This window comes from Pseudacidobacterium ailaaui (assembly GCF_000688455.1).
Taxonomy (GTDB): Bacteria; Acidobacteriota; Terriglobia; order Terriglobales; family Acidobacteriaceae; genus Pseudacidobacterium; species Pseudacidobacterium ailaaui.
Window position 1 is genome coordinate 3,291,053 of record NZ_JIAL01000001.1, and the last position, 24,868, is coordinate 3,315,920.

Here is a 24,868-nt window from a genome sequence, read left to right on the forward strand (position 1 = left end):
AAAAGGTGAGCAGAATCTGCAATTTATTTAAACTCAGTGTATGAATAGCCGCCGTGAGGGAGAACTCTTTCCGCTGCCTGAAACTCCGTCCGCCGCGAAAAAAAATACCTGGGTCACCGCCTATTGTGACGGGGGTTCCCGCGGCAACCCAGGTCCAGCGGGGTATGGTGTATATGTGGAAGACGCAGAAGGTCGCAAATTGGCCGAGCTCAATGAATATTTAGGCAAAAAAACCAACAATTTTGCCGAATATTCCGCCCTCCTGGCTGCTCTTGACTATGCTTTGCAGAACGGGATCCCAAAACTTCGGGTCATCGCCGACTCTGAGCTGCTCGTCAAACAAATTCAGGGCAAGTATCGCGTCAACAGCACAGACCTGCGCCCGCTCTATGAAGGGGCCCTCAGCCGCATCCGACAGTTAAAAGGTTTTGAAATCCAGCATGTTCTGCGGGAAAAGAACCGCCGCGCTGACCAGTTGGCCAATCTGGCGATGGACAAGGGCATGGGGCGCACTTCGGCTTCGCTCCCACCTTCTTCCCGGGTCCTGCGGGGCTTTGTGAAGGGCGGGGCCATTCATCTTCTTGAGGGAGAACTTCCAGAAGGCATTTATGTAAAGATCCTGCCAGAACATAACAATAGCTAATGTATAAATCAGTATTTGAGTAAATATAAGTATTTATTATTATCCGTGCATTCCGATCCGCCAGGCCGTGTAGCTTAGAATCTCATGCGCCATGCGCGTCCATGACTCCTTCCAGCCCAGACTTCCCGTGACCTGCCGAGGAGATGTCAGGACATGAAGACCGTTTTTCTCGCACAGGGCGTGAATGCGGAACAAGTGGGTTCCATCACTCACGACGATGATGCGGGAAAGATGATTGGTCCTGGCAATGCTGGCCAGTCTGGCCGCGGATTCCGCGGTATTGCTGCTCTGCGTTTCGGCAATGATGGCTGCTTCGGGAACGCCGTGGGCGAGAAGATAATCATGCCCTACCCCACCTTCAGAATGCGTATCTCCCGGGTCTCCGCCGCCAAGGGTAATGACCAGTGGCGCCAGACGGCGCTGGTATAACTCCAGCGCATGGTCCAGACGCGCCCGCAGTACGGGAGACGGCCGTCCATCATACTCCGCAGCCCCAAAGACGGCGATCGCATCGGCGGGCTGGGCTTCGTCGCGGTCAGCGTAATACCGGATCTGGCCATAAACCCAGGCGCTCCAGCCAACTGCAATCAGCAAGGCCACAAGGAGGACCTTGGTCAACCATCGGGAGCGGGCGAAATCCTTCTTCAAATGGGTGTCGGGAACAATCATGACCGCGTCTTAATGATGCAAGGCCAGTGCGATTTCGTGAGTTGCAATCGCCCCTTCGCGCAGGATCTGCCAGCGGCCGTTGCCTTCAGAGAGGTCCACAATCGTGGTGGGGAGACTGCGCCCTGTGGGTCCTCCATCCACGATGAGAGGGATGCGGTCTCCAATCTGGTCACGCACGCAGGCTGCATATGTACATTCGGGGGCGCCCTGCAGATTGGCTGAGGTTGCCGTTATCGGCAGACCAAAGGCCTTTGTTACTGCGCGGGGAATGGCCGCGTCCGGAATGCGAAGCGCTACATTTCCGGTGTTTGCCGTAACACGCAGCGGAAGACGGGAACTTGCTTTGACGATCAGCGTCAGCGGGCCGGGCCAGAAACGCTCTGCCAGCCGATCAAAATTCGCATCCATATCGCGCGCCAGTTCATAGGCCTGCTCCAGGGTCCCTATCAGCAGCGATAGGGGCTTATGCTTCAGGCGGGTCTTAATCTCGTAGATCCGCTCTACCGCCCTCAGGTTCACTGGATCAACCGCCAGACCATAAAAGGTGTCCGTAGGCATCCCCACAACTTTGCCGTTCCGCAGGCAGGAGACAACATATTCGACGCGCTCGGGCTCCGGTTCGTCCGGATGAATGCGCAAAATCTCGGCTGACAAGATAACTCCCATCAAGAAATCTTAAAGATGGCGCGACACGTTAAAATTTTTCCATGCCGGCAATACAAAAGCACATGCCTGTTCGCATTGTACAAAGCCGGCAGAATGCCCGCGTAAAAGAAATACGCATGGCGTTAAGAAAGGGCGGGAAGGGCCCCTCCGGCCTGGTTGCCCTTGAGGGATTCCATCTCATCGAGGAGGCCCTGCGCGGCCATCTTCCTGTTCCTGTTCTTTTTGTCCGCTCTGGCAGCCTGGACCTCCTGGAAAAGCTCGACCTTCCTGCCTCTACTGAAGTCCTGGAGCTGGCACCGGATGTGTTTGCCAGCATTGCCACGACAGAGTCGCCCCAGCCGGTTGCGGCATTGGCCCAGCTTCCGACCTTTTCTTTGGAAGCTGTGCTTTCAAAATCGCCTTCGCTGATTGTGGTATTGGCAGGGTTGCAGGACCCGGGAAATCTGGGGACGATCATCCGCTCGGCAGAGGCCTTCGGGGCCGCAGGAGTCATTACATTGCCGGGCACAGCCAACCTTTGGAACACCAAAGTGTTGCGGGCTTCGGCTGGCTCGATCTTCCGCATCCCGGTGCTTTCGCTCAAGGAAGACGAATGCCTGGATGTCCTTCGGCATCATGGAGTTCCTTTGATTGCCGCGGTAGCGCGAGGAGGCACGCCTGCCCATAAGATGGACCTTTCCCGGCCGGCAGCGCTGGTCATCGGCAATGAAGGCAAGGGACTGCACCCGGAGATGCTGAGCGCATGCGAAGCCCGCATCAAGATTCCGTGCCCGGGGCCAGTGGAGTCGCTGAATGCCGCCGTCGCGGCCAGTATTTTGCTGTATGAGGCGGCCAGACAACGCGGCCAGCGAGTGCCGAAGCAGAACCTTTTACCAGAGGACAGCATTTAACTTTTCGCTGGTCTATCTGTCATCATCAGTGAAGCCTATGTCACTCTTCGGCAGCACTTCCGGCCTTTCCACCAAGCCCGCCACAGCACCTCTGGCCGAACGGATGCGCCCGCGCACGCTCGATGAATATGCGGGACAGGAGCATCTTCTGGGCCCCGGGAAACCACTGCGGGTCCAGATTGAGCGTGACGATGCGGCTTCGATGATTTTCTGGGGACCTCCGGGAGTGGGCAAAACTACGCTGGCCAAAATCATCGCCGAAACAACACGTGCCAGCTTCATTGAGTATTCCGCCGTACTCTCCGGGATCAAGGAGATCAAGCAGGTCATGGCGGACGCTGAGAAGGCAGCCACCTACGGGTCGCGGACCATTCTGTTTGTGGATGAGATCCACCGCTTCAACAAAGCACAACAGGACGCCTTTCTTCCCTATGTAGAGCGTGGGGCCATCCGTCTTATCGGTGCGACGACAGAAAACCCCTCCTTCGAGATCATCTCTGCGTTGCTTTCCCGCTGCCGTGTTTACACCCTGCGCGCGCTCACAGAACAGCAAGTCCTTGCGCTGCTGGAGCGTGCCTTGCATGATCCAGAACGCGGGTTGGGTCTTTTGAATCTGAAGACCCAACCGGAAGCATTGGAACTGATCGCAAGCTACGCAAACGGAGATGCGCGGCGGGCCTTGAATGGGCTGGAAGTCGCCGCAGGCCTGGCGCAAGCGAACGGGAACCACTTGACAGTGGATGTGGCAAAAGAGGCGGTCCAACAGCGCGTGCTGCTTTACGACAAGCAGGGTGAGGAGCATTACAATCTGATCTCTGCCCTGCATAAATCGGTTCGTAACAGCGATGCAGATGCAGCACTTTACTGGCTCGGCCGAATGCTGGCGTCTGGCGAGGACCCGATGTATGTCGCGCGGCGTGTGGTCCGGATGGCGGTGGAAGACATCGGACTGGCCGCCCCTGAAGCGCTAAACCTCTGCCTTTCCGCCCGAGATGCTATGGACTTTCTTGGCTCGCCAGAGGGAGAGCTGGCGCTGGCGCAGGCGGTGGTCTATCTGGCCCTTGCTCCAAAATCCAATGCAGTCTACACCGCGTATGGCCAGGTACTGGATGATATCGAGCGCACTCGTACCGAGCCCGTTCCGCTGCACCTGCGAAATGCCCCAACCGGACTGATGAAAGCGCTCGGCTATGGCAAGGGCTACCGGTATGCGCACGATGAAGAAGGGCGCGTTGCTGATATGGAGTGCCTTCCCGAAAGTCTGCGGGGACGGACATATTACCATCCGACCCATGAGGGCCGGGAAAAGATACTGGCACAGCGCATGGAAGAGATCCAAAAGATCAAGAAAAGCAAAAGTGCAGAAAGCTAAAAGCAGCACCTAGAGAAAAACGAAATAGCAGGACCCTTTTGCAGAGCATGAAAATCGGCATCCTTTCTGATACGCATGGACTGTTACGGAGTGAAGCCCTGTCTGCCTTGCAAGGCGTAGAGCACATTCTTCACGCAGGCGACATTGGCGACGCCTTGATTCTCGATCAACTCAGGCTGATTGCCCCGGTGACCGCGGTCCGTGGCAACATTGACCGCTCCGGTCCATGCGCAAAACTTCCTGCGTCCGAGATTCTGGAACTGCATGGAGTCACGCTCTATATGCTTCACGATGTACACGAACTTGACCTGGACCCCCGAGCAGCAGGAATCCAGGTCGTCGTCAGCGGACATTCGCATCAGCCACTGATTGAGTGGAAGATAGGGGTGCTTTACTTCAACCCCGGGAGTGCCGGCCCTAAAAGGTTTTCCCTTCCCGTTTCACTCGGATTTTTGGAAGTATCGGGCGCAGAGCTTACTCCTTCCCTTTACCGAATCGATTAGGACCTTCCATTCCGGAAGCCCAGAATCAGCAGCGCGCTTCAAACACCATATTGAAAGGTGTTTCTGCAGCGCGCCGGAAGTGTGTAAAGCCCCCCTTGAGGACGACTTCACGGACCTTTTTCTCGCCGGCCTGCGCACCCAGCCCCGCACCCACTTCCTGCGCCAGTGAGGCCGGAACACAGCACACGGTGGATGCCGAATAGAAGATTTTTCCCACGGGATTCAGATTTGCCTCAACGCTGTCGGCGGCCTGCGGCTCAACGATCATCCATGTGCCGTCCTTTTTGAGAGACCGGAAGACATGCTTTGCGGCCCCTACGGGGTCCCCCATGTCGTGCAGGCAATCAAAACATGCAGCGAAGTCATAACCGCTGCCTGGGTAGGCCTGTGCGGGAGCAACTTCAAAATGCACACGGTCTGACAGGCCCGCCTGGCTGGCCGTCCGCCGGGCCTGCTCAATGGAAGCGTCATGATAGTCAAAGCCAAAAAACTCGGATTTGGGATATGCCTGCGCCATAAGGATGGTCGAGGCCCCATGTCCGCAACCAATGTCTGCAACGCGCGCACCAGAGCGCAGTTTTGCCTCGACCCCATGAAGAGAAGGAATCCAGCTTGTCGTCAGGTTGGCCAGATAATTTGGGCGGAAGAAGCGCTCCGTCCCTTCAAAAAGTCCCTTTTCATGCTCATGCCATCCAAACCCCTTGCCCGTCCGAAAGACCTCGGTAAGTTTTTCTTCGTCCTTCATGCAGGAAGCGATGAAATGGTAGAAGCCAGGCAGGTCCATGGCCATGTCTCCCCGTGAAAGCAATTGCGCCTGCTCCGGAGTCATAAAATAGGTTTGCGTCGCCGCGTCATATTCCAGATATTTCGCGGCCGCGTTTGCATTGAGCCACTCTCGCACATACCGCTCAAAAGTCCCTGTGCGTTGTGCCAGCTGGGCAGAAGTCATTCGGTCTCCGCTGGCCAAAGCCTGATAGAGACCGAGCCTGTCTCCAATGACCAGCAGGACCGAGTGCATGGCTGCGCCGAGGTCGCAAACTGCCTGGTGTAATAATGCCTGCATTTTTTCTGCATCCGGTTGCCTGGATACGGCTTGTGTAGACATCGTCCTCCTCCTGTGGCGCGGGTGGTTCTGGCGGGAATGTTGACAGAGAGCAGAGGAAGGCCCGAAAGGGAGGCACCCGTGGCCGTGCGAATTATACTCCGCAAAATGGTGTTCAGGAGTTTTCAGGCGTTACAACGTAGTCCTAAACTGTCCGGGGTCGCACCGACCCACACCCTTTTCATGAAGCTTTTGCCGTTCGCCGCCTCAGGTGAGGCTTTCTGCGTCGAGAATCGGCATATTCAGGGTGGGCTCCAGCAAGCAATCCAGATGCGCTATCTTCTCCAGCGCGCGGGTCAGTGCTGATTCCGGGCAAGGTTCAGCGATGACCACGAACGGCAAATTGGTCTTGTTATATCCCGGCTTTTGCAGGATGGCATGGATATTGATCTCCTGCTCTGCCAGAGCACCGGCAATCTGGGCAATGATTCCGGGCCGGTCCTTCACGATGAATCGAATATAGTGAGGGACGAGTAAGTCGGAGATGACAGAGGTCTTCTGGCTGGGTAAATCAATGGTCCGGGAACCGTGTACGACGGCGAGTAGATCAGAGACAACGGCCACCGCAGTCGGATGACCGCCCGCGCCATGGCCAGAGAAGACCACATCTCCCCCATATGCGCCCCCCAGCAGCACCATGTTCTCCGTTCCTCGTGACCAGGCCAGCGGGGAGGCCAAAGGCACCAGCATGGGGCCCACCGCGGCCAGCACCTGGTCCTCTTTGAGCTCGGCGCGGGAAATCTGCCGGATGGTGCATCCCATTTCCCTGGCGTAGGCAAAATCGATTGCTGCAATTTCGGTGATGGGTTTGCAGCAGACATCGCCTACCCTGATATCGGCCCGCAATGCAATGCGAGAGAGAATGACGAGCTTGGCGCGTGCATCGAACCCTCCCACATCTTCGGTGGGATCCGCCTCGGCATAGCCGAGCTTTTGCGCTTCCTTCAAAACTGGCGCGAACTCCGCACCTTCTTCCATCCGGCTAAGGATGAAATTGCAGGTCCCGTTCAGAATGCCTTCAATGCGGGTCAGGCGGTCCCCTGCCAGCCCCTGTTGGATGCCTGGGATCACGGGCACGCCTCCGGCGACGGCCGCTCCGTAATACAAATGGACGCCCTTGGCCCGAGCCAGTCTGTCGAGCGCAACACCGTGTTCGGCAATGAGCTTTTTGTTGGCGGTCACAACGGATTTGCCCGCCTCAAGCGCACGACGTACCCAGTCTCCGGCAGGTTCGAGACCACCCATCAGTTCCAGCACGACATCCACAGGCGAAGAGAGGACTTCCTCGATGTTCTCCGTCCAGATGACCTGCTTCGGTACCCAGTCCACACGTTTACGAGCAACGTTACGATTCAGGACATAGGACAGTTCCAGTCCTTGCGGCTGCGCCTCGCAAAGGATACGTGCAACGGAACTACCCACCGTTCCAAAACCAAGGATGGCTACCTTTGAGACAGGTTGACTCACTCGTTCTTTTCTCCGTTTGCGTGAAGCCGTCATCCTGAATCAAACGTTGGCAGAAGACGGGCATGGATGTTTGCAGATGACTGCAGGGCAATCTCAGGTTGTGAGAAATCCTGATTCCCATCTTACCGGAACTCCAGGGATGCTTCGTGCTCCACGGCCAGGGGGATCCTTACCTCAGCCTGACAACCCCTGCTGTCCACGCGATTTCGTAAATCAAGAGACCCGCCGTGCGCTTCTGCAATCTGCCTTGCTAAGACGAGTCCTACGCCGGTCCCGGTCCGCTTGGTTGTGTAAAACGGGACGAAAAGGTTGGCAGGGTTGGTGATGCCAGGTCCGTTGTCCTCGATCATGATGGAGGCAAAACCAGCGGATGTTCTGGCGTGGATTCGTACCTGCGGGGCCTCGGAAGGATCTTCATCCTCGTGTCTGCTGATGGCGGCTTCGACTGCATTGCGCACCAGGTTAATCAGTAGCTGCTCCATTTGATCGGCGTCTGCCATCAGGTCGGCCGGGGGGACCGCTCCCACTTGGACGGGAACCCGCGTTTCCAGGCTGGAGATGCGCTCCAGCAGGGTCTGAAGCGAGACCCGGCGCAAGACAGGCGCAGGAAGCTGCGCCAATTGGCGGTAGGCCTGGACGAAGCGGTTCAGCGACTCGGCCCTGCTTTCAATCACATTCAGCCCGCGTTCAAATTCTGCCGCGCACTCCTCCAGGCCCTTTTGTTCAAGCCGGTGCCGCAAACTGCCGGCAATGGACTTAATGGGCGCAAGAGAGTTGCTAATCTCATGGCCCAGAACACGAATCAGTCTGCGCCAAGCGGCCCGTTCCTCTTCACGTAATGCTGTGCTGACATCGGAAAGCACAAGCAGGACATGCGGAACTCCCCGCTGCCGGAAAGTGCTTTTTCGCACCATCCAGCGGGTCTGCTGGTTCTGCGCTTCCACGGTGACGATGCCTTCGTCGCCCGTATCAAGGAAACGCCGGAGGTCCAGCTCGGATGCGTTTCTGCCCAGGTCGCGGGCCGCATTCAGACGCAGGGCACGTTCTGCGGCCGGGTTCAGGACCCGCAGTGCGCCCGTCGCATCAAAGGCGAGCACGGGGGCATCCATTTCGAGGATGACCCGCCGCAGCAGGGCGACGGCCTCCAGTGCCCCTACTCGCTGAAATTGCAGAGTATCGGCAAGCTGGTTGATTTCAACTGCCAGCTCTCCGAGAGCGTCCTGTGGCACAGCATTTCGCGCCCGGTAGGAAAAATCTTCCTCACGCAGAGCAGCTACGACATTTGCAAGCGTGTGCAACGGGCGCACCATCTGCTCAATAAAAATAGAGGAGACCAGCAAAAGGACCATTCCCAATGCGAGAAGGACCCCCAGTCCCCAGGGAATGGAAACCCGCTCTACCCAGATCAGGAGGGCGGACAAAACAAAAATCGGCAGACAGAGCACCCCGACCAGGAGCTTCAGTTTCGCCTCGAAACGGAAGCCTTCCGCAGGCGCCCTGCGGACCGCACTCCGTCTATCAGATGCCATATTTTTCCATCCGCCGATACAAAGCACCCCGGCTCAGGCCCAGCGCTTCGGCTGCCTGGCTTACGTTGCCATTGCAACGCGCCAAAGCTTTGCGGATGAGAATGCTTTCGACGGCCTCCAGACTCATGTCTTCGAGCGCCTGTGCTGTTGTGCGCGGCTGGTCCAGTCCGAGGTCGGAGGCCTCAATCCTGCTGCCCCTGGCCATCAGCACTGCACGCTCCATGGTGTGGTCCAGCTCGCGCACATTTCCCGGCCAGGAATAATGCAGCATCACCTGGAGTGCGCCCGGATCGAGACCTGCAATGGACTTTCGATAGCGAGCAGCATAACGGTTGAGAAAATGGGCCGCAAGCAAAGGAATGTCTTCCCGCCGTTCGCGGAGCGGCGGTAGATGGATTTCCACGGTATTCAACCGAAAGAAGAGGTCCTCGCGAAAGCGTCCCTTCTCCACTTCGCTGCGCAGGTCTGCGTTCGTTGCGGAAAGCAGGCGCACGTCCACACGCCGCGTTTTGGAAGAGCCAACACGTTCCATCTCGCCGGTCTCAAGCACACGCAGGAGTTTGGCCTGCTGGCGCAAAGGAACATTCGCAATCTCATCCAGAAAAAGCGTGCCCCCGTCGGCCAGCTCAAAGCGCCCGATGCGCTCTGTACGAGCATCCGTAAAGGCGCCTTTTACATGGCCAAAAAGCTCACTCTCAAAGGTGCCTTCCGGCAGCGCACCCGTATTGACGGCTACCAGAGAGCGGGAAGCCCTGGGGGAAAGGGCGTGCAGCATCTGCGCCACCACTTCCTTGCCGGTGCCATGCTCGCCGGTAATCAGCACATTGGCATCCGAAGGGCCAATACGATGGATGGTATGCAGCACAGGCTGCATGGCGGGTGCGGTGGCGATCAGCTCAGGATATCCCTGTCCTCGTAATATCTGGTTTTCGGCCTCCAGATGCTGCGCCCGCCGGACCGCACGATGCAACTCAATCTGTGTTTTCAGAATGGTCAGCAGGCGGGCATTGTCCCAGGGCTTCTGGATGAAGTCCCGTGCTCCGCGCCGCATGGCTTCCACGGCCACTTCCACATTGGCCCAGGCTGTCATCACAATGACTGGCGCGTGGCTGTCCAGCGTCTTGATCTGCGTGAGCAGGTCAAGGCCTTCCTGACCAGAGGTCGTGTCCCGGGTGTAGTTCAAGTCAATCAGTAACGCATCAAAAGAGCCGGTTTGCAGTGCGGCCAGTACGCTGCGGGGTGAACGGGCCTTTTCGATGTGATATCCCTCGGGGCCGAGTAACAACTCCAGAGCGTCCAGTATCGAGGGCTGGTCGTCGGCGATTAAAACACGTGGCCGCTGCTGCGCAAGGTTTCCGCTTTCCGTCTTTCCGTTGTGATGGACGAGTGTCATCCGGAGATATAAAGATATCCTAAGCTGCTGGGAAAATTAAGTTCAGCCGGCCTGGGATGGAAGCTGTCATCCGATTCTGCAGAAGCTGGTGGCTTTCTGCCAGCGAATGTGCACACCATCGCTACCTGCTGGCCGGCGGCTGGTCCTTCACCAGGTTTTTCCGATGTGGACAGGTTGCGGTGTTCAGGCAATCCTCGTCAAGCTGTAAGCGGGCGACGGGCGTACCCTCAACCAGATGTTTCGAAACAATCTCATCTACATCTTCGGGGGCCACAAAGCCATACCAGACCGCTTCCGGATAGATGACAACTGTGGGCCCGTGTTCGCACTGGTCCAGGCAGCCGGCGGTGTTGGCACGTACAGTGGCCTTGAGGCCGGCGTCCTTGATCTTTTCCTTGAAGAGCCTGTGCAGATCAGGGCTGCCGCGGTGAGCGCAGGAAGGCCGGGCGCTTCCTGGTTCACGTGCATTGGTGCAGAGAAATACATGTCGCTGGAACTTCGCCAATATCTTTTTCCTCTCTCAATCTCTCTTTTACTATCGTACAATTCAGAAATTTGGTGGTTTTCCACTCTTTACTTTTTGAGAGAATAGGCTCTGATGATGCAGCCGGACAATCTGATCTTCCTTAAGGACGATATGATCGCCTTTATCGCTGGGCATGGGATGCGTCGCATTCCGGGGCAAATTGGCGAGAATGTCCCTTCCGTCACATGGGAAGATGACAATAATCCTGACGGATGGAAGGACTTTGTAGAAACAGCCAAGGCCTGCGGAGCACCCTTTGTAACCATGAGCGACTTTGTGCTGGAAAAAGAAGATGTTGAGCTGCTGCTGGATGAGTTGGCGGGCCTTGATTTGAGCATGGGAGAAAACGGAATCACAGAAGAAGCCCATGCACTCGTCAACCATGTAGGAAAAACTGGTTTTATCCAGCTTGGCTTTGTGCATCAGGGGGTCGCATTCATTCATGAATCCAGTACCGCCTGGTATGACAATTACCAGCATGTACTGGAATCTGTAGAAGACTTTGGCGATATTGTCTTTGAGCAGAACGAGGACGAAGACGAATAACGGTGGTAGAACTCCGCAGAAGCAGCAAGCGGTGGCTCTATCCTGAGAATGACCCCGCAGCAGCCGCACTTGCACACTCGGCCGGCATCCCCCTCATCGTTGCCGAACTCCTTTTGGCACGGGGCCTGCGCTCCACGGAGCAGGCTGTTCGTTTTCTTCATCCGCAACTGGGCGATCTGCATGACCCCTACGCCATGCTGGGCATGGCCTCCGCGGTGGCGCGAGTCCAAAAGGCCATAGAACACCGCGAACCGACCCTGATCTATGGCGATTATGACGTGGACGGCACGACGGCCACCGTCCTGCTAAAGACAGCCATTGAGATCCTGGGAGGCGAGGTCCGCTATCATATTCCTCACCGCATCCACGAGGGATATGGCATCAGGGATGAGCGCCTGGCGGAAGCGGCCGCCGATGGAACGCGGCTGGTCATCAGCGTTGATACCGGCATTCGCGCTTTTGCCGCTGCTGAGGCAGCCGAGGCCCTGGGACTGGATTTGATTGTCACCGACCATCATTTACCAGAACAGAGTCTGCCACGGGCGCTTGCCGTGCTTAATCCAAACCAACCGGGGTGCGGTTATCCGTGTAAACATCTCTGCGGCGCGGGAGTGGCCTTTAAACTGGCGCAGGCCCTGCTCGAATCCCGGGACAAAGAGAGGGCGCGAAAGAAGATCCTGCCCTCGTTCCTGAAGGTACTGGCCATCGCAACCATTGCCGATGCTGTTCCGTTGCTTGATGAGAACCGTATTTTTGTGGCGCTTGGGCTGGATGGGCTGCGCCGCCCTGTAAACGCCGGACTGCGCCACCTGCTGATGGTCGCAGACCTTGATCCTTCTCAAAGACGCCTGACACCTACCGATGTGGCCTTTCGTCTGGCGCCCAGACTGAATGCGGCCGGCCGCATGGACATTGCCTCCGATGTGGTTGAGCTGTTGACAACTCGACAGCCGCAGCGCGCCCGAGAACTGGCGGAAAAACTGGAGCGGCTCAACACGGAGCGCCGCGCCGCAGAGAGCGGAATCCTTACCGAGATTGAAGAGCGCATGGGCGGTTCGGACTGGCGGAACGACCATTGCATGGTGATGGATGGGGACGGCTGGCACCGGGGAGTCATCGGCATTCTGGCCTCACGGATCGTAGACCTGACAGGCCGACCCGCGCTGGTCATCTCGCGGGAGAACGGAGAGGCCCATGGCTCTGGCAGGTCCATTCCGGGATTCCACCTCCTTGAGGCAATGGAAAGCTGCCAGGACCTACTGACACGGTTTGGAGGACATGCACATGCGGTTGGCTTCTCGCTGCCCTCGAAAAATGTTCCGGAACTCCGGGAGCGCCTGAATACGTTTGCAAAGGCACGTTTGACGGAAGCCGCATTCACAGCGCAGGTCCCGATCCATGCCCTGCTGCCGCTGGACCGAATTACCCCGGCACTCTTTACCTGGATTCGCCGCATGGAGCCGTTTGGGTTGAGCAATGAGGAGCCGGTCTTTGCGGCGCACAACGTCCGGCTCGCAGCCCCTCCGCGCTATTTCAAGGAAAAGCATGTCCGTCTGCAACTGGCCCAGGGACCGCGGGCCAGCATGTTCCCTGCTGTGGGCTGGAACAAGGCCGAGACCGTGCGGTCGTTCGGTCTGGAGGAAGGCAGCATCCTTCATCTTGCCTACAAGCTTCGGGAAAATGAACATCCCGAGTTCGGCGGCCTTGAATTGGAGATTGTAGACATAAAGATTGCTCACGAGGCGGAGGAAGAAAGCCGTCCTCTCGAAATGATTGCGTCCACGGACCGGCCTGGAAGCTGACAACCGACTACCTGACTTCATCCGGATAGAAGCTCTGGATCACTTCCCTGTATTTTTCCGTAATGACCCGCCGTTTCAGCTTAAGACTGGGCGTCAGTTCTCCAGATGCCAGAGACCATTCTTCTGGAACAATCCTGAAGCGCTTGATCGTTTCAAAGTGCGCGAGGGAAGAATTGACCTCGTCCACGATCGACTGGTAACGGGCCACAACCGAGGGATGCTCGACCAGTTCGCGGCGTGTGGGAGCTGCAATGCCCTGCTGCCGCGTCCACTCTTCAAGGGCCTGAAAATTTGGTGAAATGAGTGCCGCAATAAACTTATGCCGGTCACCCACGAGGGCCGCCTGCCCCACAAGGAGATACGCCTTCAGCTTGTTTTCAATGGGCTGAGGAGCAACCATCTTTCCGCCCGATGTCTTCAGAAGCTCTTTTTTGCGGTCTGTAATGTAGAGAAAGCCGTCCTGGTCCATGCGTCCGATATCGCCGGTGCGGAACCAGCCATCGGAATCAAATGCCAAAGAGGTGTCATCCGGCTTCCGCCAGTATCCGGAAAAGACATTCGGTCCCCGCACCAGAAGCTCTCCATCTTCTGCGATGCGACACTCTACATTGGGCAGCGGCCTGCCTACAGAACCGATTCGATAAGCGGAATTTGTGTTGATGGCGATGACCGGGGAGGTCTCCGTCAACCCATAGCCTTCCAGGATGCGAATGCCTGCACCGGCAAACCATGTTGCTGTGTCGACCCCGAGGGGCGCGCCACCGGCAATGAAATAGCGTACATGCCCTCCGAATCCATGCCGGATTTTGCTGAAGACAAGTTTGTGGGCCAGCTTCCAGCGCAAAGAGGAGGGTGTTTTTCCCTGGAATGTCTCTGCGCAATGCCGCTGCCCTGTACGGATGGCCCAGTCGAAGATCTTTTTCTTCAAACCAGAGGCAGAGGCCTGCCGTTCGGCTTCCTGACGGACCTTTTCAAAAACCCGCGGAACAGCAACCAGCACAGTGGGCCGAATACTTTGCAGGGCCATCGGCAGCTTTTCAAAGGACGAGCAATAGGCCACCGTCGCCTGCCGGGTGTAGATGGCATAGTCCAGATGCCGCGCCGTAATATGAGAAAGCGGCAAAAACGAAATACAGGAGTCCTGCTGAGAGATGTCAAAGCCGGCCAGCGAATAGTTCAGGTTGGAAGCAATATTTCCGTGGGTCAGCATGACACCCTTCGGGTCGCCGGTCGTTCCGGAGGTGTAGATGAGTGTGGCCAGGTCCTGCGGTCTTACATCGTAGGCCGCACGATCGAATGCAGCGTCGCGCTCTGCGCCGGCACGGTCCGCATCTTTTAACAGCGATGACATCAGCACCGCGTCCGGAACGCCGTCGTCATCCATCAGAACAATGTGCTCCAGGGCCGTTTTTGGACGCACCTGTGCGACTTTGTCATACTGCTGTTTTGAAGAGACCACTGCGAGACGGGCGCCAGAGTCGGCCAGTAATTGTCCAATCTGCTCGGCAGTGAGTGTGGGATAAATGGGGACATCCACGGCGCCGATTGCCAATGCCGCAAAGTCCGTTACCGCCCATTCCCATCGGTTCTCGGCCAGAATCGCGATGCGGTCGCCCTTCTGGATGCCCCATTGGCGGAAGGCTTTGGCCAGATTGCGTACGCGCTGGTAGATCTGCATCCCGGTAAAGGACTGCCAGTTTCCTGCGTTGTCCGGATAGAGCACCGTGCGCGGGTTTGGACTGGACGCCGCAAGGAAAAGGATGTCATTGATGGTTTTTAGCTGAAGCATCTCTGCTCGACCAATCTATCGGAGCAAGAAAGGATTGCCAATATCCTTCCCCATTTTCAGGAGCACGTCGTCCGTGCAAAAAACTTTACTTGCCTTCCTTGCCCGATTCGCGCAATCTGTTAACAGTTTTGGAGGAAAGGTGGAATGAAGCAACTCTTCGTTACAACGAATGATTTTACGCTTACCGTGGTACGGCTGGTCCTTGGCATTGTCTTTTTTATGCATGGGGCACAGATCGGCCTGGGATGGTTTGGTGGCTTTGGGTGGCATGGAACGATGCAGTTTTTCACAACCCAGCTCGGAATCCCCGCATTTTTTGCCGCGCTGGCCATTCTTGCCCAGTTGCTCGGTGGCCTGGGGCTGATTGTGGGGTTCCTCAGCCGCATTGCGGCCTTTGGCATAGGGGTGGACATGCTGGTTGCCATCTTCAAGGTGCACCTGCACGTAGGCTTTTTTATGAACTGGTTTGGAATGCAGAAAGGTGAGGGATATGAATATCACCTGCTGGCCCTGGCCCTCTGTTTCCTCATCCTTGTAAAGGGCGCGGGCGCAGCCTCGATTGACAGGGCAATCGGAAAGTAAGAGACCGCGGTCTGGGAGCAAGGGGATTTATATCCCCAGCTTCTTTACCTCGTCGTTATAGTATTTGCGGTAAAGGATCTCCCACTCCTGGCTGCCTTCCAGAATGATCTTTCTCTGGGACTCAATCTTCTGGCGCGCGGCCTGATCAATTTTCATTTCTTCGGCAAGGAGGTGTCCGAGGATCCTGCGCGCCTCCTGCCGGATGGTATTGCGGTCTTCCATGAACTCGACCTCATCCATATCGGCCAGAGTATCAGCAACGACATGGGCCAGCTTATTGAGTTTGTCCTGTGAGATTCTCACAACACCGCCTTGTACTTGCGCGCAAGTTCCTGCTTCACCTTTTTGAACATCTCAGGGTAGCTTGCGCCTGTGCGCCGCATTTCATCCTGGTAGGCCTCCAGAATGACGCGGACCTCCTCATTAATACGGTCTTCGAGCTGCAGCTCATCGAGCAGACCATGATAGACGCGCTCTTCCACCTGGGGCAGCTTCTCAGTTTTGATCATTTTTGCCGCAATCAGATGCTTGACCGTGTGGCGCGCCAGATATCCAACATATTCTTTCGAGAAAATCATTGATCCTAAATGGGAATATAGCACATGGTCCCGGGAAAGCAGAGCTTCCGGCGCCGCACTCCAAAAATGCAGCGCACCAGCACGGCCTTTTAAGGCATATGGGTCACGACCCCGCTCTTAGCGTCATCAATCGAGACGCCCATACGGTCCAGGGTGGACCCGGTGGCGCGGTCAATATCTACTTTAGCTTTTTCATAAGCCGTCTGCGCTACGGCCAGGGCGGATTCGGCCACGGCCAGGGCCTGTTCACTGGTCAGCACGTCGTAAGCTGACATGGCCCCCAGCTTCTGCTCCTGCTTTGCAATCTCGAAGGTCTTCTGTGCCAGGTCGCGGGCCTTTTGCGCCGCAACCACTCTGGCCTGCGCCTGCTGCAAAGCATATTGGGAGTTCCGGACATCGAGCAGGATGCTCTTCTTTTGCTGCTCAAAAGTCAGCTCTTTCTGCCGGTAATCGAGTACCGCTCGGAACTGGTCAGCCTTGGCCACGCGATTGCGGAGTGTAATGTTCAGCGAGAAGCCAACCTGATACTCAGGAGAGGAATAGTTGAAGGTATTTTCAAAGGTGCCAGCAAAATCCTTGGGAAGGTTAGTCTGGCAAAATGAGGCGGAAAGCTGGCAATAAGGATTGATCTGACCGCCGAACCCGGCGCCAATAAACTCGCCATACAGAGAGAGCCGGGGCAGCAGCTCATTCTTAATGGTTTTCAGGTTGTTTTGCGCAATCTGCATGGCAATCTGGTCTTCTGCAACATCCGGACGGTTTTTCTCGGCCTCAGCGATGAGCTGTTCAATCGGTTTTTCCGCATTGGGGTCTGCTGTGCCGACAAGGTCGAGTGGAACGACCGGCATATCGGCCAGGGCGGGATCGTCGATGGTCTTCGTCAGCGCATTTTTGATGAGCAGCTCATTCAGCCTGAGGGTCGCCCGGGCCACGGTAAGGTCGCCCTCTGCGGAAGCGACTGCGGCCTGGTCTTTGATGACCTGCATGGCTGGGATGGCCTGCAACTGGAGCTGTTTCTGGTCGTCGGCGAGCGTCTCATTCGCGTAATCGAGAGAGCGCTCCTTGATTTTGGCATCCTGGTAAGCACTGACCAGGTCCCAATAGATGTTTTCCACCTGAGTGACTGTAGCGATGACTTGCGCACGAAAGCCCAGGTCAGTGAGTTGCAGGTTCTTTTTGGCAATGTGCATGTAGCGCTGATTGGTGGCCAGTCCGAACCCCTGCAGCAAAGGCTGATTGATGGTGAGATTGAAATTGGTGGTCAACTGCGGGCTTAGGATGTTGTAGACGCTGTTTGTGGTCTGGCGAAGTCCATAATCCGTAATGTTGAAGTTTGTGCCCAGAGAAAAGGCCTGGGAATAGCTGGACGCAAGCTCAATCGTGTTCTGTTTCAGAATCGGGACACCGAATTGTGCGGTGTTCACCTGCACCAGCGTGGTATGGTCCACCAGACCCTGCACGGAAAGCTGCGGATCAAACGATGGAATGGAAGCGCCGTTTCCGAGCGTGGATGTGACCAGTCCGCCAGCACCGGCCGCGGTTGCTCCGCTGCTTGCACCGCTTCCCGTGCTGGGCCCGGATGCACTGAAGCCGCCTTGTGTGCCTTGCGCGATGGCGGTGTTTACACCATTGGCCGCACCTCCGGCCTTCGTACGCATCAGGTCTGCCTGCGCTATGGGCAAGTTGTAGCGGAAATAAGCAATGTCCAGATTGTTTTCAAGCGCCAGTGCGATGGCGTCTCGAAGGGACAGATAGATTTTTCCGTCCCGTATCAGTCCCTGCAGACGCGGTGAGTTTGTAAGATTAATCGGCGGGACGGTACTCGCCATATAAGGCGCAAAGGGATTATGTGAGTGCGGAAGATCGATATGAAAAGGGACCTGCTGTCCTGCAGGATGCACCTGCGCTGCCTCCTGGGCCTGCTGGGCCAGGGTAGCAGGGGCCGGCTGCTGCTGCGTTGCGTTGCCGGGAGCATCGGGGACGCTGGCTGCATTTTGTTGGGTGCTCTGCGCGAGCGCGCTGGAAACCATGGTACAGGCCAGGGCAAACGCCGCGCACTTGTGCGTAAATCCGGGAGTCTTCTTGGTCACGGTCTGCCCACCTCCGCTGCGACATCCGGGTCTGCAGTATCTTTTGTGATCCATCCGTCATGCAGCTCAATCACACGACTGCCATACGCGGCATTCACCTCAGAATGTGTGACCTGAACAATGGTGGTCCCCTGCTCGTTCAGCTTTCGGAACAATTCCATGATTTCCCTGGCCTGGCTGGAGTGCAGGTTTCCGGTAGGCTCATCGGCAAGCAGGAGCGCGGGTGTGTGAATGACTGCACGGGCGATGCCGACCAATTGCTGCTGCCCGCCGGAAAGCTGAGAAGGAAACAGGTCTTTTTTGCCGACGATCTGAAACCGGTCCAGGGTGTCTGCCACCAGGGCCTGACGTTCCGCCCGCGGAATGTCTTTATAAGACAGCGGCAGGTCAATATTTTCCTTTACGGTAAGATCGTCCAGCAGATGATAGCTCTGAAAAACCATTCCGATATTCCGTTTGGCCAGTTCAGCACGCTGTTTGCGGTTCATTTTGTGAACTGCCTCCCCTTGGAACCAGTACTCCCCAGTCCACTGATCATCGAGCAGGGCCAGCACATTTAACAAAGAAGACTTTCCGGCCCCGGAAGGCCCCATAATTGTGACAAATTCGCCTTCGCGAATGGAGAGATGGATCCGGCGCAGGACCCAGGTCTGTCCGGCACCGGTCTTATAACTACGCTCAATGTTCTTCAGTTCAATCATCGAATCGTCATCCAATGGACAAAACCAGAGCATTCCGACCGTGAGGTCCGTCGGCTGCGGCAGTTTTCCCTGAAAGAATGGCTAGCGGGCTTCCAGCACCTGCTCCAGAGCATCTCCCTCCGATACAACCTTTCCATCGAAGAGGTGGACGTTGCGCTCGGCGTGACGGGCAAAGCGTGGATCGTGCGTCACCATCAGGATGGTGGCGCCGTCTTTGTGCAGGTTGGCGAGCAGTTCCATCACGGCTTCTCCATTCCGGGAGTCCAGATTTCCCGTTGGTTCGTCCGCCAGCAGAATGGAAGGAGAGCCGGCCAGGGCCCGTGCCACGGCCACGCGCTGCTGCTGGCCTCCGGAGAGCTGCGAAGGATAGTGCTTCATCCGGTGCGCCATACTTACGCGTTCCAGCGATTCCTGCACGCGGCGCTTGCGCTCGGCTGCTGACATGCCGGTGCGATATGTGAGTGGCAGCTCCACGTTCTCATAAACGGTAAGGTCGCCAATCAGGTTAAAACTCTGGAAGATGAACCCGATCTCCTGGTTGCGGATGCGAGAGCGCTGGGCAAAGTTGAGGTTTTCGACCGCGTGGCCATTCAGCCAGTATTTTCCGGCCGTCGGCGTGTCCAAGAGGCCGATGATCGAGAGAAGTGTGGATTTGCCGCAACCCGACGGCCCCTGCATGGCCACATATTCTCCTTTATTTACTGTGAGATGAATGCCCGAGAGTGCATGGGTCTCGATTTCATCGGTGTAGAAGACCTTGGTCAGGCCCTCAATTTGAATCAGCGGTTGACCGTTCTCCATATTGCTCAACTCCTCTCCTGTACCGCGCTTTACTCTAAACGAACCTTGTCTGTGGCATCGTACCGAGACATGTCTGACAGGATGACCCTGTCCCCTTCCTTCAGGCCATCGAGGACCTGAATCTTGTCCACGGACGCCTTGCCCACCTTCACCTGCACTCGCGTGGCCGTCTTGCCATCCGGATCAATCCTGAACAGACTGATGGTGCTGTCCGGGTTTCCGAATGCGGGACGCCCCACATAAAGCACGTCTGACAGACGCTGCTGATCAATGGTCCCGTCCACGCTGAGCTGCGGGACCGCTCCCGGAGGAAGTGGCCCATCCAGTTTTACGTCAACTGTGCGCGTTCCGTTCACGACCGCGGGATCAATTCTTGTCACATGACCGGGAACCACCCCGTTGTGGGTGTCAATTTCCGCCGGCTGGTCGAGCAAAATGTCATGGGCCTGGGTCTCGGCGATCTTCAATTGCGCCTTGAGCTGATTCGGCACCACGACCGTGGCCAGCGTTGTGCCAGGGGCCACATGCGTCCCGACCCCGAAGGAGGACTGGTCAGAGGTGCTGGTAACCGGGGGGCCCAGTGAGGTCAGCACCCCGTCAATGCCGGCCCGGACCTGCAGCGCCGCCTTCTGCGACTGCTTGAGCTGCAGAAGGGCCTTGTCCTGCTCGATTTTGGCTTCCTGGACGTCCAGCTGCGTTTTGATGGCCTTTTCGTTGATGTCAATCTGCTCTTCCGAGATGCGGTTCTGGGTGGTCAAAGCATCGGCTGTGGTCTTCGATTTGTTGTAATCAATGCCGCTGATGACCCCCAGCTCATATCGCTGCTTGTCAATCTGCGCCTGCATCTGCGCCTGCTGGTAGTTCGAGCTGACTGTGGCTGCCGCCACCTTTTTGTCCATCAGCGCGCTCTGGAGCTGGGCCTGCAGATTATGGTAGGCCACCTGGTCTGATTTGAGCTGCAACTCCGCGTTCAGAAGCTCCTGGTCCAGCTGCGGGTCAGCCAGCTCCATGATGACAGTATCTGCCTTCACTCTGGTGCCCGGCAAAACACGAATGCGCACCACAGTGGATTCAGTTTGTGCCGGAACCAGCCGGATGCTCTCCTCGCTGGGAACCAGCGTTCCCAGACCTCTTACCTGCACGACGAGGGGGCCGCGTTTGACGGTGTCAGACCAGATTGTGTTTGCATCTACCGTCGGAGCAGCGGGCTTCAATCGCATGACCGCAGCGGCCGCGGCAGCAACGACAACCAACGCGATGATCCCAGTGATGATCTGGCGACGGACTTTCTTTCTCTTAATGTCGGGACGGGCAATATCCATCGTTTTCGTTATCCTGCAACTTTGCAGCCAAACCCTGTGGCGAAAATCCGTTTCTATTCAAGGGGTTCTATGGATTTCCGAGAAAAGGTCGCCTCAGCGGGTGTCCATTTCCGGAATGAAGTGTCCATTCCCGGACATGGAAACAAGCCGAAATGCCTATTTCCGATATCGCACGACCGATTCGGCCAGAGCGATCTCGCCTGCCAGCCTGGGGTCAGCCAGAGGTCTTCCTGGTTTCAGTTCCAGCGGAACGACCCCGGCCCAGACTTGCAGACCATAGTCCTCTTCCTCATCCACCGGGTGGCCTGAACGGACCTTAGCGGAAGCATCCTCGATGACAAATTCCAATACAGATGTAGCTTTGAGTTCCTTCTCGTTGGGGGCGCGTACCTCATCCCAGCGTCCGGCAATCAGGTGCTCGGAAATGATGCGCAGCCCTTCGATTTTCTGCTGAGGATCGTCCAGTTTGCGTGCGGTCCCAAACAAAACGGCAGACCGGTAATTCATCGAGTGGTGAAATGCGGAGCGGGCCAGGACCAGGCCGTCGACAAGTGTGACATCAACGCAAATCTGCGCACCTTTTTCCAGAGTGCGAAGCATGCGGCTGGCGGCCGAACCGTGGAGATACAGCTTGTCTCCACTGCGCCCATAGAGCGTAGGGATGACAAAGGGTTGGCCTTCGACGCAAAAGCCTATGTGCGCCAGAAAGCCTGCATCGAGAATCGCGTGGATGGTCTCCCGATCGTAGACCGCGCGCTTCGGAATTCTTCTTACCTGCGCTCTTTCAGAGATTTGCATGGTCTGCCTCAGTTTGCTGCCTTTCCCTACGCCGCCGGATTGGAGAGGTTCCCGCATGTCGCAGCCTGACAGGCAGCCGAGGAGCAGGACAGAACGGGGCAGCGCAGAACAGTATAATCATACTGGGGAATTGCATATTTCTGTCCCCGGAGACGTATTCGATTGACTGAGCAGATCATCATCCGCGGGGCGCGGGTGCACAATCTTAAAAATATTGACTGTGACATTCCCCACGGGAAGCTTACTGTCGTCTCCGGCGTCTCGGGGTCGGGCAAGTCCTCACTTGCCTTCGATACGATCTATGCCGAGGGCCAACGGCGTTATGTCGAGTCGCTTTCAGCCTATGCCCGCCAGTTTCTGGAGCGTATGGAGAAGCCCGACGTTGACCTGATGGATGGCCTGGCCCCGGCCATCGCCATCAAGCAGAAGAATTCCACCCGCAATCCGCGCTCAACGGTGGCAACGGCGACGGAAATCTACGACTATATGCGCCTGTTGTATGCGCGTTGCGGGACCGTTTATTGCACTGTCTGCAATGGCGTTGTCAAACGCGACACGGTGGATGAAATTGCCGAGACCATTCTGGCGCTGGGTGAAGACACACGGCTCCATGCGCTGTTTCCCGTCCAGAAGGCGCAAACGCAGCCCCTTTCTCCAGATCCGGAGGAGAAGCCAAGACGCGGACGTAAGACCGCCGCAAAAAAAACTGAGGCGTCCCCGTCTCCGCTTACAGATGCGCTGAAAGAGAGATTGTCGGACCTGAGGAAGCGCGGTTTTAACCGTCTTTACCAGAACGGAAAGATCTATGAGTTCTCGACGCCGGAGTCTCTGCTCGAAATCAACTTCGCGCTCCCCGTCTATGTGCTGGTGGACCGCATCGTGGTCAGCACGAGCAATCGCCCGCGCATTGTGGATGCAGCGGAGATCGGCTACAGAGAGTCCGGCGAGGTCCTGTTTGAAATTGTCCCGCGCGACCCGGAAGCACCGGAGCGGGAAAGGCTGCGTTTTTCCGGGGCGTTCGAGTGCAAGAACTGCCATCGCCCATACCGGGAGCCGGAGCCCCGGCTTTTTTCCTTCAATAATCCGTTTGGAGCGTGTCCGCGGTGCCAGGGGTTTGGAAACACGATTGATTTTGACCTTGATCTCATTATTCCGGACAAGTCCAAGACCCTGGAAGAAGGCGCGATCGATCCCTGGAACCGCCCAAAGTACCGCACTTATTTCACTGAACTGAAACGGGCGGCAAAACAGCACGGCATCCCCATGGATGTACCCTGGTATGACCTGACGGGTGACCAGCAGGCGTTTGTGCTGAATGGACACGGCGACTTTCCAGGCGTCCACGGATTTTTTGCCTACCTGGAACGCAAGAAATATAAGCTGCATGTCCGCGTGATGCTCAGCAAGTACCGCGGATACGCCCTTTGCCCCGAATGCAAAGGCCAACGCCTGCGCGCCGAGGCCCGCGCCGTGCGTATTGCAGGAAAGAACATCTGCGAGGCTGCAGGTCTTTCCATCAGCGAGGCGAACCGCTTCTTTTCAGCACTGGAACTGACGCCGATGCAGCAGGAGATTGCTGGAAGCGTACTTCAGGAGATCCGCCAGCGGCTGCACTTTCTGGATGCGGTCGGCCTGGACTACCTTACGCTGGACCGGCTCGCTTCCACGCTTTCCGGCGGAGAATCCCAGCGTATCCAGCTTGCCACTTCACTCGGCTCGCAACTGGTGGGCGCCTTGTACGTGCTTGACGAGCCTTCGATCGGTCTACACACGCGCGATACGGCAAAACTCATCCGGATCCTCGAAAACCTGCGTGACCTAGGCAACACGATCCTCGTGGTTGAGCATGATCCGGATGTCATCCGTGCAGCGGACTATCTACTCGACCTTGGCCCGGGCGCAGGCGAATTTGGCGGACGTGTGCTGGCGGCCGGAACGGTGGAAGAAGTTGAGCGCAATCCGGATTCGCTGACCGGGAAGTACCTGAGCGGACAACTTTCCATTCCCGTTCCTACACGGCGACGCGAGCCTGGAAAAGAGTGGCTCCGTCTGCGCGGGGCGCGCTCGCACAACCTGAAGGGAGTGGACGTGGACATCCCTTTAAATATGCTGGTCTGCATCACCGGGGTTTCAGGCTCCGGCAAGTCCACGCTGGTGCATGATGTGCTGTACCGCGCAGTCACCCATGCCCTGGGCAAGGGGGAAGGTGCCGATCCGACAAACCTCTACAAAGAATTGAAGGGCGTCGAAAGGCTGAACGACGTCGTTCTGGTAGACCAAAACCCGATTGGACGCACGCCGCGCTCCAATCCTGTGACCTACATCAAGGCCTTCGACTCTATCCGCGAGCTTTTCGCCGCGCAGCCCGAGGCACAACGGCGCGGTTACACTGCGGGCCACTTTTCCTTCAATGTTCCGGGAGGACGCTGTGATGTTTGCGAAGGCGATGGCACAGTCACCGTGGAGATGCAATTCCTGGCTGACGTAGAGCTGCCCTGCGAGGAATGTCACGGCACGCGCTACAAAGCCAGCACCCTGGAGATCAAGTATAAAGGCAAAAATATTGATGATGTATTGAACCTCACCGTCAAGGAAGCGCTGCGTTTCTTCAGTGGACAGCAGAAGATACAGGAGAAACTTGCAGTATTAGATGAGGTTGGACTCGGTTATGTCCGGCTGGGGCAATCGGCCACGACATTGTCTGGCGGAGAGGCCCAACGCGTGAAGCTGGCGGCCCATCTGGGCAGCGTGCGCAGAGGGGCAAAGAGCCGCGTGCTGTATATTTTGGACGAGCCAACCACCGGACTACATTTTGACGATGTCAGTAAGTTGCTGACGGCCTTCCGCAAGCTCATTGAGGGTGGAGGATCATTGCTGGTGATTGAGCACAACCTAGATGTCATCAAATCTGCAGATTGGGTGATTGATCTGGGCCCTGAGGGTGGGTTGAGGGGCGGACAGATTGTGGCCACAGGGACCCCGGAAGAGATTACGCAAAATGAGCTTTCGCACACGGGCTACTGGCTGGCAAAGGTGCTTTCGCCACGGGGACCTGTGCGTCCAAAAGAAGAAACAGAGAGTGAAGTGGCAGTATGAAGG

23 protein-coding genes are annotated in these 24,868 nt (G+C 56.9%); 8 read left to right on the forward strand and 15 right to left on the reverse strand.

What is annotated here, in order from left to right; all coding sequences use genetic code 11:
- Positions 1-40 precede the first annotated feature (40 nt).
- Positions 41-643, forward strand: a complete 603-nt coding sequence (locus N655_RS0114730) for a ribonuclease HI family protein (RefSeq protein ID WP_049961463.1) — start codon at positions 41-43, stop codon at positions 641-643.
- A gap of 39 nt (positions 644-682) precedes the next feature.
- On the opposite strand, the gene N655_RS0114735 is transcribed toward N655_RS0114730, so the two are convergent.
- Positions 683-1,312, reverse strand: a complete 630-nt coding sequence (locus N655_RS0114735; RefSeq protein WP_069955832.1) for a YdcF family protein — start codon at positions 1,310-1,312, stop codon at positions 683-685.
- 9 nt (positions 1,313-1,321) lie between these two features.
- Positions 1,322-1,966, reverse strand: coding sequence for an L-threonylcarbamoyladenylate synthase (locus N655_RS0114740; RefSeq protein ID WP_026443601.1), 645 nt, complete (start codon positions 1,964-1,966; stop codon positions 1,322-1,324).
- A gap of 74 nt (positions 1,967-2,040) precedes the next feature.
- Here N655_RS0114740 and N655_RS19260 point away from each other — a divergent pair, with 74 nt between their 5' ends.
- From N655_RS19260 to N655_RS0114755, 3 genes are read left to right on the forward strand one after another with little or no spacing between them, the layout of a single operon-like run.
- A complete protein-coding gene (locus tag N655_RS19260) occupies positions 2,041-2,868 on the forward strand; it encodes a TrmH family RNA methyltransferase (protein WP_155987612.1) in 828 nt (275 codons plus the stop codon).
- 37 nt (positions 2,869-2,905) lie between these two features.
- On the forward strand, positions 2,906-4,240 hold the full coding sequence (locus tag N655_RS0114750; protein WP_026443602.1) for a replication-associated recombination protein A: 1,335 nt from the start codon (positions 2,906-2,908) through the stop codon (positions 4,238-4,240).
- Between the two features lie 47 nt (positions 4,241-4,287).
- Positions 4,288-4,743 (forward strand): metallophosphoesterase family protein, encoded by a 456-nt coding sequence (locus N655_RS0114755; protein ID WP_026443603.1) that lies wholly within the window; start codon positions 4,288-4,290, stop codon positions 4,741-4,743.
- 25 nt (positions 4,744-4,768) lie between these two features.
- Here N655_RS0114755 and N655_RS0114760 read toward each other — a convergent pair whose 3' ends face one another.
- The 5 genes from N655_RS0114760 to N655_RS0114780 all read right to left on the reverse strand — a co-directional run bounded on the left by N655_RS0114760 (position 4,769) and on the right by N655_RS0114780 (position 10,739).
- Positions 4,769-5,848, reverse strand: coding sequence for a class I SAM-dependent methyltransferase (locus tag N655_RS0114760; RefSeq protein ID WP_026443604.1), 1,080 nt, complete (start codon positions 5,846-5,848; stop codon positions 4,769-4,771).
- A gap of 204 nt (positions 5,849-6,052) precedes the next feature.
- The gene (locus N655_RS0114765; protein ID WP_349509496.1) at positions 6,053-7,312 is read right to left on the reverse strand and encodes a homoserine dehydrogenase; all 1,260 of its coding nucleotides are present in this window, start codon (positions 7,310-7,312) and stop codon (positions 6,053-6,055) included.
- A 122-nt stretch (positions 7,313-7,434) separates the two neighbouring features.
- On the reverse strand, positions 7,435-8,841 hold the full coding sequence (locus tag N655_RS19265) for a sensor histidine kinase (RefSeq protein ID WP_081823742.1): 1,407 nt from the start codon (positions 8,839-8,841) through the stop codon (positions 7,435-7,437).
- A complete protein-coding gene (locus tag N655_RS0114775) occupies positions 8,831-10,234 on the reverse strand; it encodes a sigma-54-dependent transcriptional regulator (protein WP_026443606.1) in 1,404 nt (467 codons plus the stop codon). Before N655_RS0114775 ends, N655_RS19265 begins: the two co-directional genes overlap by 11 nt.
- 121 nt (positions 10,235-10,355) lie before the next feature.
- A complete protein-coding gene (locus N655_RS0114780; protein ID WP_026443607.1) occupies positions 10,356-10,739 on the reverse strand; it encodes a (2Fe-2S) ferredoxin domain-containing protein in 384 nt (127 codons plus the stop codon).
- Between the two features lie 93 nt (positions 10,740-10,832).
- On the opposite strand from N655_RS0114780, the gene N655_RS0114785 reads away from it, so the two are divergent.
- Both N655_RS0114785 and recJ read left to right on the forward strand, forming a co-directional pair.
- Positions 10,833-11,306 (forward strand): hypothetical protein, encoded by a 474-nt coding sequence (locus N655_RS0114785; protein WP_349509497.1) that lies wholly within the window; start codon positions 10,833-10,835, stop codon positions 11,304-11,306.
- A 2-nt stretch (positions 11,307-11,308) separates the two neighbouring features.
- Positions 11,309-13,108, forward strand: coding sequence for a single-stranded-DNA-specific exonuclease RecJ (gene recJ / locus N655_RS19270; RefSeq protein WP_044934790.1), 1,800 nt, complete (start codon positions 11,309-11,311; stop codon positions 13,106-13,108).
- 7 nt (positions 13,109-13,115) lie between these two features.
- Here recJ and N655_RS0114795 read toward each other — a convergent pair whose 3' ends face one another.
- Positions 13,116-14,897 carry an AMP-dependent synthetase/ligase gene (locus N655_RS0114795; RefSeq protein WP_026443609.1) on the reverse strand — a complete coding sequence of 594 codons (1,782 nt, stop codon included), beginning with the start codon at positions 14,895-14,897 and terminating at the stop codon, positions 13,116-13,118.
- A 144-nt stretch (positions 14,898-15,041) separates the two neighbouring features.
- Here N655_RS0114795 and N655_RS0114800 point away from each other — a divergent pair, with 144 nt between their 5' ends.
- Positions 15,042-15,479, forward strand: coding sequence for a DoxX family protein (locus N655_RS0114800; RefSeq protein WP_026443610.1), 438 nt, complete (start codon positions 15,042-15,044; stop codon positions 15,477-15,479).
- A gap of 27 nt (positions 15,480-15,506) precedes the next feature.
- Here N655_RS0114800 and N655_RS0114805 read toward each other — a convergent pair whose 3' ends face one another.
- The 7 genes from N655_RS0114805 to N655_RS0114835 form a co-directional block, all read right to left on the reverse strand.
- A complete protein-coding gene (locus N655_RS0114805) occupies positions 15,507-15,782 on the reverse strand; it encodes a DUF507 family protein (RefSeq protein WP_026443611.1) in 276 nt (91 codons plus the stop codon).
- Positions 15,779-16,057: a DUF507 family protein gene (locus tag N655_RS0114810; protein ID WP_026443612.1), complete on the reverse strand. Its 279-nt coding sequence runs from the start codon at positions 16,055-16,057 to the stop codon at positions 15,779-15,781. The genes N655_RS0114805 and N655_RS0114810 overlap by 4 nt, the downstream gene beginning before the upstream one ends.
- Before the next feature lie 89 nt (positions 16,058-16,146).
- On the reverse strand, positions 16,147-18,147 hold the full coding sequence (locus N655_RS19275) for a TolC family protein (RefSeq protein WP_049961464.1): 2,001 nt from the start codon (positions 18,145-18,147) through the stop codon (positions 16,147-16,149).
- Complete coding sequence (locus N655_RS0114820) at positions 18,144-18,848, reverse strand: ABC transporter ATP-binding protein (RefSeq protein ID WP_026443613.1); 705 nt, start codon at positions 18,846-18,848, stop codon at positions 18,144-18,146. Before N655_RS0114820 ends, N655_RS19275 begins: the two co-directional genes overlap by 4 nt.
- Positions 18,849-18,929: 81 nt before the next feature.
- Positions 18,930-19,649: an ABC transporter ATP-binding protein gene (locus N655_RS0114825; protein ID WP_026443614.1), complete on the reverse strand. Its 720-nt coding sequence runs from the start codon at positions 19,647-19,649 to the stop codon at positions 18,930-18,932.
- Between the two features lie 29 nt (positions 19,650-19,678).
- The gene (locus N655_RS0114830; RefSeq protein ID WP_026443615.1) at positions 19,679-20,971 is read right to left on the reverse strand and encodes an efflux RND transporter periplasmic adaptor subunit; all 1,293 of its coding nucleotides are present in this window, start codon (positions 20,969-20,971) and stop codon (positions 19,679-19,681) included.
- 156 nt (positions 20,972-21,127) lie between these two features.
- A complete protein-coding gene (locus N655_RS0114835) occupies positions 21,128-21,769 on the reverse strand; it encodes a pyridoxamine 5'-phosphate oxidase family protein (protein WP_044934792.1) in 642 nt (213 codons plus the stop codon).
- A 162-nt stretch (positions 21,770-21,931) separates the two neighbouring features.
- Between N655_RS0114835 and uvrA the strand changes: the two genes are divergently transcribed.
- Positions 21,932-24,865, forward strand: a complete 2,934-nt coding sequence (gene uvrA, locus N655_RS19280; protein WP_044934795.1) for an excinuclease ABC subunit UvrA — start codon at positions 21,932-21,934, stop codon at positions 24,863-24,865.
- Positions 24,866-24,868: the final 3 nt, after the last annotated feature.

Bases quoted from the DNA above. Each gene is read 5' to 3' on its own strand.
- N655_RS0114730 (WP_049961463.1), top strand. From the start codon at position 41: ATGAATAGCCGCCGTGAGGGAGAACTCTTTCCGCTGCCTGAAACTCCG.
- N655_RS0114735 (WP_069955832.1), bottom strand. From the start codon at position 1,312: ATGATTGTTCCCGACACCCATTTGAAGAAGGATTTCGCCCGCTCCCGA.
- N655_RS19260 (WP_155987612.1), top strand. From the start codon at position 2,041: ATGCCTGTTCGCATTGTACAAAGCCGGCAGAATGCCCGCGTAAAAGAA.
- N655_RS0114750 (WP_026443602.1), top strand. From the start codon at position 2,906: ATGTCACTCTTCGGCAGCACTTCCGGCCTTTCCACCAAGCCCGCCACA.
- N655_RS0114755 (WP_026443603.1), top strand. From the start codon at position 4,288: ATGAAAATCGGCATCCTTTCTGATACGCATGGACTGTTACGGAGTGAA.
- N655_RS0114760 (WP_026443604.1), bottom strand. From the start codon at position 5,848: ATGTCTACACAAGCCGTATCCAGGCAACCGGATGCAGAAAAAATGCAG.
- N655_RS19265 (WP_081823742.1), bottom strand. From the start codon at position 8,841: ATGGCATCTGATAGACGGAGTGCGGTCCGCAGGGCGCCTGCGGAAGGC.
- N655_RS0114775 (WP_026443606.1), bottom strand. From the start codon at position 10,234: ATGACACTCGTCCATCACAACGGAAAGACGGAAAGCGGAAACCTTGCG.
- N655_RS0114785 (WP_349509497.1), top strand. From the start codon at position 10,833: ATGATGCAGCCGGACAATCTGATCTTCCTTAAGGACGATATGATCGCC.
- N655_RS0114795 (WP_026443609.1), bottom strand. From the start codon at position 14,897: ATGCTTCAGCTAAAAACCATCAATGACATCCTTTTCCTTGCGGCGTCC.
- N655_RS0114800 (WP_026443610.1), top strand. From the start codon at position 15,042: ATGAAGCAACTCTTCGTTACAACGAATGATTTTACGCTTACCGTGGTA.
- N655_RS0114810 (WP_026443612.1), bottom strand. From the start codon at position 16,057: ATGATTTTCTCGAAAGAATATGTTGGATATCTGGCGCGCCACACGGTC.
- N655_RS0114820 (WP_026443613.1), bottom strand. From the start codon at position 18,848: ATGATTGAACTGAAGAACATTGAGCGTAGTTATAAGACCGGTGCCGGA.
- N655_RS0114825 (WP_026443614.1), bottom strand. From the start codon at position 19,649: ATGGAGAACGGTCAACCGCTGATTCAAATTGAGGGCCTGACCAAGGTC.
- N655_RS0114830 (WP_026443615.1), bottom strand. From the start codon at position 20,971: ATGGATATTGCCCGTCCCGACATTAAGAGAAAGAAAGTCCGTCGCCAG.
- N655_RS0114835 (WP_044934792.1), bottom strand. From the start codon at position 21,769: ATGCAAATCTCTGAAAGAGCGCAGGTAAGAAGAATTCCGAAGCGCGCG.